Source organism: Streptomyces sp. NPDC002055 (assembly GCF_040296705.1).
Taxonomy (GTDB): domain Bacteria; phylum Actinomycetota; class Actinomycetes; order Streptomycetales; family Streptomycetaceae; genus Streptomyces.
On sequence record NZ_JBEOXS010000053.1, the window covers coordinates 40594 to 49625 of the forward strand.

The following is a 9032-nucleotide window of genomic DNA, read 5'->3' on the forward strand; positions in this document are numbered from 1 at the left end:
CGTCAGGCAGCGGTCTCCCGCACGCTCGTGGAGCTGTCCAGCACGGGAATGGGCAGGGGCACATCGTACGGCGGTCGGGTCAGCGCCTCGCGGAGAAAGGCCCGAACGACGTCGGTATGGGTCAGTCCGCACAACGCTGCGCCGGTGACGTAGTTCGACTCCCGCGACATGCCCGGTGTGGTGTTCGCTTCGAGCGCGTACACCGTCCCGCTGCCGGTGACCATGAAGTCGACCCGGGCCGCGCTGCGGCAGCCCAGGCCCTCCCACAGCGTCCGGGCGTGCCGGGTCAGCATGTCGAGGACCTCCGCGGGGAGGTCGGCCAGGGTGACGGACACGGTGCCCCTGGCGTCGGCGTCGAGCTTGGCGTCGGCGTCGTAGAACTCCCCGTCGTGCACCTGGGTGGCCAGCGGCGGGAAGGCGAGCACGCCGCCGGGCAGCTGGAGCAGGCCGACGGTCACCGGCAGGCCGGTGATGTACTCCTCGACCAGCACCGGGGAGGGGTCGGTGGCCCAGGCGCGCTCAAGGGCGGGCGCGAGCGCGGCTTCGTCGCGGACCAGGCTCATCCCCACGCTGGAGCCGCCCAGCGCCGGCTTGACCATCACCGGCCGGTCCTCCCACCGGGCCGCGTTCCCCGACATCCACGTGTGCCAGGCGGGTGTGGGCACGCCCAGGCCCTCCATGGACTGCTTGCACAGGATCTTGTCGGCGGCGACCGCGGACGCGGCGACCCCGCTGCCGCAGAACGGCTTGCGCAGGTAGTCCAGCAGCCCCTGCAGCCGGCCGTCCTCCCCGTAGGGGCCGTGCAGGTTGGACAGCGCCACGTCGAAGGTGACGAGGTCGCGGATGAACGCCGGGTCGCACGGGTCGAGGATCTTGAAGCGGGCCCCGAGCTCGATGAGCGACTCCGACAGCGCGGTGACCGACATCTGCTCGGCGGGGCTTTCGGCGATGTAGAGCCGGTCCTCGGCGGACAGGCCCCCGTAGATCAGCGCCACGTTCAGCGCTTCCCGCCCGTGCTGCCAGGTCCGTAAGACCTGGGCCTCGCGGTGGATCGCCGCGGCGTCGTGGGCATCGATGACAGAGGTCATACCAGTGCTCCTCGGTAGGTCTGGGCGACAGGGCCGCCGACCCAGAAGGTCTTGCCACGGCGCTCGGAACACGGGCGCACCATCAGCGGTGTTCCGGAGCGGTTGTGGACGATGACCTGCCGGTCCGCGACGAGACCGCGCAGGATCGCGACCACCACAGCGGCGACGGCTCCGCTGCCGCAGGACAGCGTCTCGGCCTCCACGCCCCGCTCGTAGGTGCGGATCTTCAGTTCCTGGACACCCGCGGCCTGGATAAAGTTGACGTTGGCCCCCAGGGGCGCGAGACCGGGGTGCGCGCGGACCAGCCGGCCGTACGCCTCGGTGTCGATGTCCTCCACGTCCGTCACGACCGCCACCACGTGCTCGGTGCCGGTGTGCGCGGAGTCGAACCAGAAGGGGCGGCCGTTCAGCACGGCCTGGACGCGCCGGGGTTCGACCGGGCCGACTTCGGCGGTCACCCAGACCCCGTCCTCAGCCACCAGCGCCCGGTGTTCCACACCGGCCATCACCAGGCGCAGCTCCCTCACCGGGGATTCGGAGTCCTCGGCCGCGCACCAGGCGGCGCAGCGCAGGGCGTTGCCGCACATGGTGGCGATGGAGCCGTCGGCGTTGAAGCAGGCGACACCGCGGACGTCTGCGGCCAGCGGGGCGCTGATGACCAGCCCGTCCGCTCCGACTCCGGTGTGCCGGGCGCACAGCTCCCTGGCCGTTTGCGACCAGTCCCGGTCCAGGTCCGCGGCGGAGCCGGTGAACAGGATGAAGTCGTTTCCGGCTCCGTGGACCTTGCGGAAGTTCAGCACATCACTGCTCCTTCGTGAGAGGGGAGATAGGGGCGGTCCGGGCCCTGGGGGCCGCGTCCGGCTCTGAGAATCGGCCCGCCGCCCCCGTCCTGGCGAGTACCGTGGCCGTCGCGAAACGTGGCGCAATTGCCACGCTCTGTAGTGGAGTTCGGGGAGGGTGAGGCCGCGGTGAGCACCACGAGCACCAACCCGCATCTGGGGCTGTGGATCGCAGCGGCGGGCCTCTCCAACGGCGAGCTCGCGCGCCGGATCTCAGCCGAAGCGATCCGCCGAGGCCACCGGCAGATCTCCCCCGACAGGACCCGCGTTCGCCGCTGGATCGACGGCGAGCGCCCCCGACCGCCGGTACCCGAGCTGCTCGCGGCCGTCCTGTCCGACGCGGTGGGACAGCCGCTCACGCCTGGTGACATCGGACTGACGTCCGCCGTGGTGCTCGATACGATTCAATTACCGCTGCTGACCGAGGCAGCCGCCCAGGCCCTGGCCGGATGGACACAGATGGATCTCTCCCTGGACCGCCGCGAAAGCCTCAGACTCGCCATGGGCGCCCCGCTGGTCCTGGCCGCGGAACGGATGCTCGGCGGGGTGGCCCGCCGGCTCAACGCGGGGCACCGGGGCTTCGACGCCGACACCGTCACCGCGCTGGAAGAGGTGACGGCCTTCTTCTCCCGCGCGGACGCCTCCAAGGGAGGCGGGCTCTACCGCTCGGCGATCGTCGGCCAGCTCGCCGAAGTCGCCCGGCGCATCCAGGACGGCGTCCCCGCTTCCCTGCGCACCCGCGTGTTCGCCGCGACCGCCGATCTGGCCGCCCTGGCCGGATGGGTCAGCCACGACTGCGGCCGGTACGCGACCGCTCAGCGGTACTGGTCGTACGGCATCTATGCCGCCGGAGAGGCCGGTCAGCGCGACCGGGGAGTCGAGATCGTCACCCGCATGTCCCACCAGATGATCTATCTCGGGCGCCCCGACGACGCCCTCGGCCTGCTCGAGGTGGCGGCCGCCAAGGCCGACCGGCCCGCGCTGAAGGCGTTGGTGGCCTCCCAGACGGGCCGGGTCCACGCCGCCCTGGGGCAGGAGCAGCAGGCCGAGGTGCACCTCGGCTACGCCGATGACCTCATTGCCGACGGGCTGGACGAGGTCCCCGAATGGGTGGCCTACTTCGACGCCGCCGAACACGCCGGTGCCCGAGCGGTGTCCGCTCGGGACCTCGCAGGTGTCAGCCTGAGCGGCCGGCGGGCCAGCAACCACTTCCGTGACGCACTACGGCTGCGCACGCCCGGCTTCGACCGCGTCCGGATCATGGACCGGATCGGACTCGCCGCGGCACTCTTCGACGAAGCCGAGGTCGAGCAGGCCACCGACGCCGCCCAGCAAGCCCTGACCGAGGCCGCCCGGGTGGACTCCACGCTCGTCGCCTCCCGCCTCAACACCCTGCTGAGCGCCGCCCGCCCCTACAAGACGGCCGCCGTGAACGAACTACGCACCCGGGCCCGCGACCTCGCCTCGGCGCAGACCACCACCATCGCGGCCTGACCCCCGCCGGGTAGAGGGCCGTGCCGGTTCGCTTCGCACGCTGGTGGGAGCACCCGCCTCTCCGACGCCGCGGGCGTGACCTGGCCGGGGCGAGGGGCGTTGACCGGTGATGAGTGAAAAGTCCCTGATCCAGGCCCAGGCCAATGCCCCGGAAGAACGCCTGCCGCTGATCACGCTCCGCGAGGCGCGGGCCGCTGTGGAGCTGCTGCAACTGCTGTGCGCCCAGGGCGGTGAGGCCGCCGATGTCGCCGGAGACCTGGCCGCAGCACTGGCCCGCCGACTGCCCTCGGACTAAAGCCGGCGAAGCCGACACCACAGGTGACCCGGACCGGACAGCCCACGGGCCCCGAGGGTCAGCCATGACATCCCCGGAGCCCGTGGTGTGGAGTCGCGCGGTCCAACGACCGCGCGCACCCGGCATCACGTGGTAGCCGGCTCCGGTACTTCGAGACACTCAGCGACCCGGCGCGCCATCGCGGCCACCTCGGGCGGGAACTGGTCCAGCGAGCTGAGGTCGTCGCAGAGCCGGGCCCGCAGGCCGTGCAGGCACGCCATCGTGAACAGCACCTCCGGGTGGTCCTCGGGGTGCTGCGCGGCCTCCGCCTGGCGCTGTCCGCGGTCGAACATCGCCCGCACCGCCCCGATCTCGTCACTGCCGGCGGGCGCCGCCTCGTTCAGCAGACCGGCCAGTTGGGCCCGGTCGTGGTCCTCCGGGCCGTCGGCACGGTTGTGCTGCTGGCTGAGCTGGAGGTAGCCGCGCAAGGTCTCCGGGTCCACGCCGACGTGCTCGCAGTACGCGGCGATCAGCATGGACACGCAGTTCATGGTGTCCGCCGCGTCCGTGGCCCGGTACAGCGTCATCCGCTTCCAGTCCCAGGCGACGTCCGACCCGGCGTAGCTCATGACCTCCTGGCAGCGCTCGACCGCCTCGTACACCAGCTGGTTGACCGCGGGCGCAGCGGCTCGGGCATCGGGGTGTTGTTCATGGCCGCACGCTAAAGGGAGCGCGTTCCCGGAATCCGCTTCCGCGGCCCCGTGCTCACCCGGACGGACCAGAAGTCTTCCCGAAGTCGGGGGCGGCGAGCTCCCCGGCGAGTGAGACCGTCCAAGGCACTCCCTCGCCCTTGCAGAAGGGCGCTCACCGCCTGCCCAGGATGTAGCACACCCGGCCTTCCGGATCCCGTCCCGACACGCAAGGCCGGCAACAGGCCAGGGCCCCACCGCAACGGTCGCGGCACGGTGAACGACAGCGTCCACCGCCTGAGCCCAGCATTATCGGGTACCCGGTAGACGAATTATCGGGTACCCGATAACGTGGTGGGCAAGCAGTCCCCCTCGCATCGCAATCTGGAGGCCGACGTGCACCTCGACATCACCCCTGCCCTGATCCGCGAACTGGCCCGGTCCCGCAGGCAGGCGGAGACGACCGGAATCTTGCTCGGCCCGCACGGCTGGCAGGTGGAGACCTGGGCCGGGAGCGGCTCGGACTCGGCTCTGGTCGCCCTCACGGCCGAAGGACTTGACGCCTACCTGGACGGCACCGAGCTCGAAGAGGACGACATCGCCGCGTTGGCCACGCCGGACGACGGCCCCCCCTCCTACCGGATCCCTGCCGAGGACGGCGGCCTGGAAGAGCCCGCCCCGGACGCCACCTGGCAGGTCATCACCAGCACCGCGACAGACCTCCACTGCGGCGAATACAAGGCGGACTGGCGCAGCGCGAGGTGGTTCGACGTGGACGCTGCCACGTGCCTGGTCCGGGACGACGAGCGTGACGCGTACGGCCGCAGCACCTCCCTGTGGCGGACGGCCGGCGGCCGGTACGTCCTGCGCCTGCGCTCACTCCAGGTGGAGGAACTGCCCCTGGAATGGGCCGAGATGCCGCTGGACCAGGCCGTGCCCTACGTCTACGACGCGGCCAGGCATCGAGTCGCCGAAGACCTGCCGCCGGCCCTTCAGGCCGCCCGTCACGCCGCCGACCTGGTCGCCCTGCTGGCCGCTCCGGACCCCGCGCCCGACAACAGTCCGGAGGTCTACCGGGCCCGGGTCCGCCGGGCCCTGGGGGCGTCCACCGAGGTGGTGCACGCGACGAAGGCCGTCTCCGAGTTGCTGCGCGGCCGGGTACTCACGGACCTGCGCGCCGAGCGGTCCCACGCCGCCCAGCTCGTGGCTTCCGCGTTCGGGGACCGGGACGCGGCCGCCCAGCACCTGCGCATGTCCTACCCGGCCTTGAGCCACCTGCTCTGAATCCGAACCACTCCCCGGGCCGGGGTACCCCCGGCCCGGGGCCTGGAAGGGAATCGCGATGAACACACCCGACTCCACCCCGGCCCCGGCTGCTTTCTACGGGATGCCGTACAACCCGGCGACGTTCGTGAGGGTTCCGCAGTGGGCCCGCGCGGGCGAGGACGCTTTCCACTGCGCGCAGGGGTTACTGAGCATGAGCGTGAACGCCGTCAGCCCGGAGGGGCACCCCCGCCCCCTCGGTGAGGAAGGGCAGCGGGTGCTGCACACCCTGGCCGTGCGGTACGGCCGGTGTGTGGCCCCGGCCGCCGGGGGTGACGCCGCGCTCGCGCAGGCTGGAACCCTGCCGCTCGCCGCCCGTCTGGCCGCCGGAATCGTCCTCCACGCTGCCCACGACCATCCGGACGCCGCCCACGACGACACCCTGCACCACCACATCACCACGGTGACCGAACTCCTGTGGCCGGACGGGCCGGTGGAACCCGCGGCCGATTCCCTGCGTGCCGGTCTCGCCCTGCGTCGGCACTGCCGCACCTACGGCCTGGACCGTTCCCTGCCCGGCGTGGGAGACCTGGTCACAGCAGCCACCGCCACCGCCGAGGCACCGGGCAGCCACTACCCGGCCGCCCAGCACCACCTGGTGCGCACCGTCGCGCACCGCTACCGCTGGCAGGGCCTGCGCCATCTGCCCGGCGCGGCCTGCGCAAGCCTCACCGCCGCCAGCGCGTGAATGGTTCGGGGAGCGGCCACGGCGGCCGTTCCCCCATGGGCCCGGGGGCCAGGTCCTGCGGATTCCGCAGGACCGTACCGAGAGAGGCGCCCACGGGACGCATGACACGGAAAGGGTTCTCTCCCCACCACACCCTCACCATGGGTTGGGGAGAGACCCTCTTCGCCGTTCCGCCGGGGTGTGGCCCAGGACTGGTCCACTCGTCTGGTCCGAGGAAGAGTGGGGGAGTGGGGCATGCGCCGATCACCGTGCACCGGCCGTCGCCGTCGGGCGGGCGGCAAGTCACGGTGCACCGGAACGGCCGAGAGGAAATCGTCGGGCTCGCGCACTCGGATCACGATGTGATCGTCTTCCTGGAGGCAGCCGGCGTTCTCGACGCCGAGCCGGTGCTGGACGATCCGCGCTGGGTTGAGTGGCGGGACGGCCCCCGCATCGTTTCACCAGTACAGCCTGAGCCGGCCTGGCCCGGCCACCTGCTCCCAGGGCGGCAGTTCGGCGGGACGCTTTGTCGTTGCTGCGCGTGTTCTGCCGCTGCTTGGGTCCTGGTCCGGTCTTGAGCCTCCAGGGCGAACGCCCTGGAGGCTCTGCCCGCACGGGAAGGGAACGGGCAGGGCAGGTGGCACGCGTGGCTGGCGCCACCTGCCGTGATCGCATCCTGCCCCTGGCTGCCCAGTGGCCTGCGCCACCACGGCCGGGCCGGGGCTGGCTGTCACCCGTTCGGTTTCAGGCCCCAGAGCGCGGTGTGAGGAGGGCCGTGGTCCGTGCGGCGGGGTGTGAGGGCCCCTGCGAGGCAGGCGTGGGCAGGGGCCCTCAGCGTGCTTCCCCGGGGGACGGGCGGTGCACGCGTCTCCCGAACAACGACCCCGGCCGCGGCCGGGACACGGGCGGCCCCGCCCGCTGCCCCAGGAGCCGGATCCGGTGTCTGTTGCCCCGGCCCGGAGCGGGATCCTGGGGTGGGACGTCGTGGCGTCCTAACCGGTCGCCAGGCGTTGCCCATGCCGAATCAGCGGCCCCGTGATACCAGCCGCGGTGGCGTCCCCTGGCCTGCACGCGCGAGCTGCTGACGGCCCCGGGCGACGGCCGCCGCTGACCCGTACGTTCCCGCCGGGCCGGGCGTACGGTGGAGACGTGGCCGGGCGGGAGCGCCGGTGCGCGCACTGCTGGAAGCCGTTGCGGGCCACCGCCCGCAGCGACGCCCGGTTCTGCTCGAAGGCGTGCAAGGCCGCCGAGCGCCGGTGGCGCCGGGACTTCCTGGAGGCCGTCGCCATCGGCCTGTGGTACACCCAGGGTGTCGAGACCGAGCACGTGGTCCGGTGCCCGGCGTGCGGCCGGCGGTTCGCCCGCGGCCACGGACACCGCCGAGACGCGGTCTACTGCTCGCACGCCTGCCGACAGGCCGCGCACCGGGCACGTCACCGTGCCCAGCGGGTACACGAAGACGTCACGCGTGACGGGTCCGTGTACCCAGTCCAGGCTGCTGACCAGCGCTGACCCCCTGGTCGTAATGGGTGGCGGGCGGACCCCATGACCTCGCCAGCGGTTACGGCTGGCGGTGCGGTGCGGGCGGCGGGTCGCCGCACTCCTCGGCCAGGGCCTCGGCCACCGACCGCGCCCGGCCGGCCCGGTCGACCAGCGCCGCCGGGAGCACGCGCAGCAGTACCAGCAGCCCGGCCCCGGAGTGACCAGGCCGCCGCCGGTGAGGCCGATGGTGCTCCCACCGGGACCCGACCGTTCTGGCAGCACTCCTGGAGCGCGAGGAAGCCCAACGCGGTGCGGGATGCGGTCGATCGCCGTTCGCAGGGCGGCGCGAGGGCGCGGGCGCCGGGCAGGAGCAGCCCGCGCGTGGGCCCGGGCCATCTCCTGCTCGCCGGCCGCGGCCGGCACAGCGAGTGGGTCCACGGCGTCCGGCATCCCGTCGTCGAACGTGCCGTCCTTCTCAGCCTGGTGGGCGGCCCCGGCGGTCACCGATCAGTCCAGGCCGGGCAGGAGCGCGGCGGGGGCCTCGACGAACAGTGCGCCGCAGGCCTCGCCGGATCCCGTCCCGGCGGCCGCGGTCAGGTGTACGGCCGCCTCGCCGCCGCACCGTGGTCTCGCCCCGCACCACTGCGTCCTCGGCCTCGCTCCGGCAGCCGGCGCAGGCAGCCCGGTCCGGCGGGTGCGCCGCAGCAACCCGCCGGTAGTGCAACTGTGCAGGTCAAAGCGTTTTGGCAGCTGCCGCACGAAGCGGCCACACTGAGCACGTCGTCATCAGCCCTTGAGGGATTCCCCGGCGCGGTGCCCGCCGCCCCGGGACCGCGACGACAGAGGAACCGCATGTCCTACGACAAGCTCGACCGCAACGGCCGCCGGGACGCCGCCGGTACCCGGGAAGACCTCGCTGCGCTCGGCATCTACACCAGCGTCAGCCAGATCGCCCAGCATGATCAGGCCGTCTCCGCCTGGCGCGGTGGCCGCCTGTCCCTGCTCGCGTTGTGCGGCGCGACCGGCTGGGAGACCGACCGGCTGCGGCCCACCTACTGGGACGCGCCCGACCGCGGCTGGGTCGTCCTGATGACCCTGGCCGGCTTCAAGGCCGCACGCGCTGCTGCCGGCGAGCGCAACCGCGCGGGCGGTGAACCCCCGCTCTGCGGTGTCTGG

9 protein-coding genes and 1 pseudogene are annotated in these 9032 nt (G+C 72.6%); 7 read left to right on the forward strand and 3 right to left on the reverse strand.

The genetic code is table 11. The features are described from left to right. Positions 1 to 2: 2 nt before the first annotated feature. Positions 3 to 1088: a D-alanine--D-alanine ligase family protein gene (locus tag ABT112_RS27005; RefSeq protein ID WP_351513849.1), complete on the reverse strand. Its 1086-nt coding sequence runs from the start codon at positions 1086 to 1088 to the stop codon at positions 3 to 5. Continuing rightward, entirely contained in the window at positions 1085 to 1888 is an 804-nt protein-coding gene (gene dapF, locus ABT112_RS27010) for a diaminopimelate epimerase (RefSeq protein ID WP_351513851.1), read from the reverse strand. The genes ABT112_RS27005 and dapF overlap by 4 nt, the downstream gene beginning before the upstream one ends. 168 nt (positions 1889 to 2056) lie before the next feature. On the opposite strand from dapF, the gene ABT112_RS27015 reads away from it, so the two are divergent. Both ABT112_RS27015 and ABT112_RS27020 read left to right on the forward strand, forming a co-directional pair. Further along, the gene (locus ABT112_RS27015; RefSeq protein ID WP_351513853.1) at positions 2057 to 3421 is read left to right on the forward strand and encodes an NsdA family TPR-like regulatory protein; all 1365 of its coding nucleotides are present in this window, start codon (positions 2057 to 2059) and stop codon (positions 3419 to 3421) included. 109 nt (positions 3422 to 3530) lie between these two features. After that, on the forward strand, positions 3531 to 3716 hold the full coding sequence (locus ABT112_RS27020; protein WP_351513855.1) for a hypothetical protein: 186 nt from the start codon (positions 3531 to 3533) through the stop codon (positions 3714 to 3716). A 125-nt stretch (positions 3717 to 3841) separates the two neighbouring features. On the opposite strand, the gene ABT112_RS27025 is transcribed toward ABT112_RS27020, so the two are convergent. After that, entirely contained in the window at positions 3842 to 4324 is a 483-nt protein-coding gene (locus tag ABT112_RS27025; protein ID WP_351513857.1) for a hypothetical protein, read from the reverse strand. 414 nt (positions 4325 to 4738) lie between these two features. On the opposite strand from ABT112_RS27025, the gene ABT112_RS27030 reads away from it, so the two are divergent. The 5 genes and pseudogenes from ABT112_RS27030 to ABT112_RS27050 form a co-directional block, all read left to right on the forward strand. Then, positions 4739 to 5668, forward strand: a complete 930-nt coding sequence (locus ABT112_RS27030) for a hypothetical protein (RefSeq protein WP_351513859.1) — start codon at positions 4739 to 4741, stop codon at positions 5666 to 5668. Between the two features lie 58 nt (positions 5669 to 5726). Continuing rightward, entirely contained in the window at positions 5727 to 6395 is a 669-nt protein-coding gene (locus ABT112_RS27035) for a hypothetical protein (RefSeq protein ID WP_351513861.1), read from the forward strand. A gap of 227 nt (positions 6396 to 6622) precedes the next feature. Next, a pseudogene (locus tag ABT112_RS27040) lies at positions 6623 to 6814 on the forward strand (hypothetical protein); the annotation flags it as partial. Between the two features lie 709 nt (positions 6815 to 7523). Further along, on the forward strand, positions 7524 to 7886 hold the full coding sequence (locus ABT112_RS27045) for a hypothetical protein (protein WP_351513863.1): 363 nt from the start codon (positions 7524 to 7526) through the stop codon (positions 7884 to 7886). Between the two features lie 822 nt (positions 7887 to 8708). Continuing rightward, on the forward strand, positions 8709 to 9032 hold a 324-nt coding region (locus ABT112_RS27050), incomplete at its 3' end, for a hypothetical protein (protein ID WP_351513865.1).

Excerpts from the sequence above, each read along its gene's own strand:
- ABT112_RS27020 (WP_351513855.1), top strand. The coding sequence starts at position 3,531 with ATGAGTGAAAAGTCCCTGATCCAGGCCCAGGCCAATGCCCCGGAAGAA.
- ABT112_RS27035 (WP_351513861.1), top strand. The coding sequence starts at position 5,727 with ATGAACACACCCGACTCCACCCCGGCCCCGGCTGCTTTCTACGGGATG.
- ABT112_RS27005 (WP_351513849.1), bottom strand. The coding sequence starts at position 1,088 with ATGACCTCTGTCATCGATGCCCACGACGCCGCGGCGATCCACCGCGAG.
- ABT112_RS27025 (WP_351513857.1), bottom strand. The coding sequence starts at position 4,324 with ATGAGCTACGCCGGGTCGGACGTCGCCTGGGACTGGAAGCGGATGACG.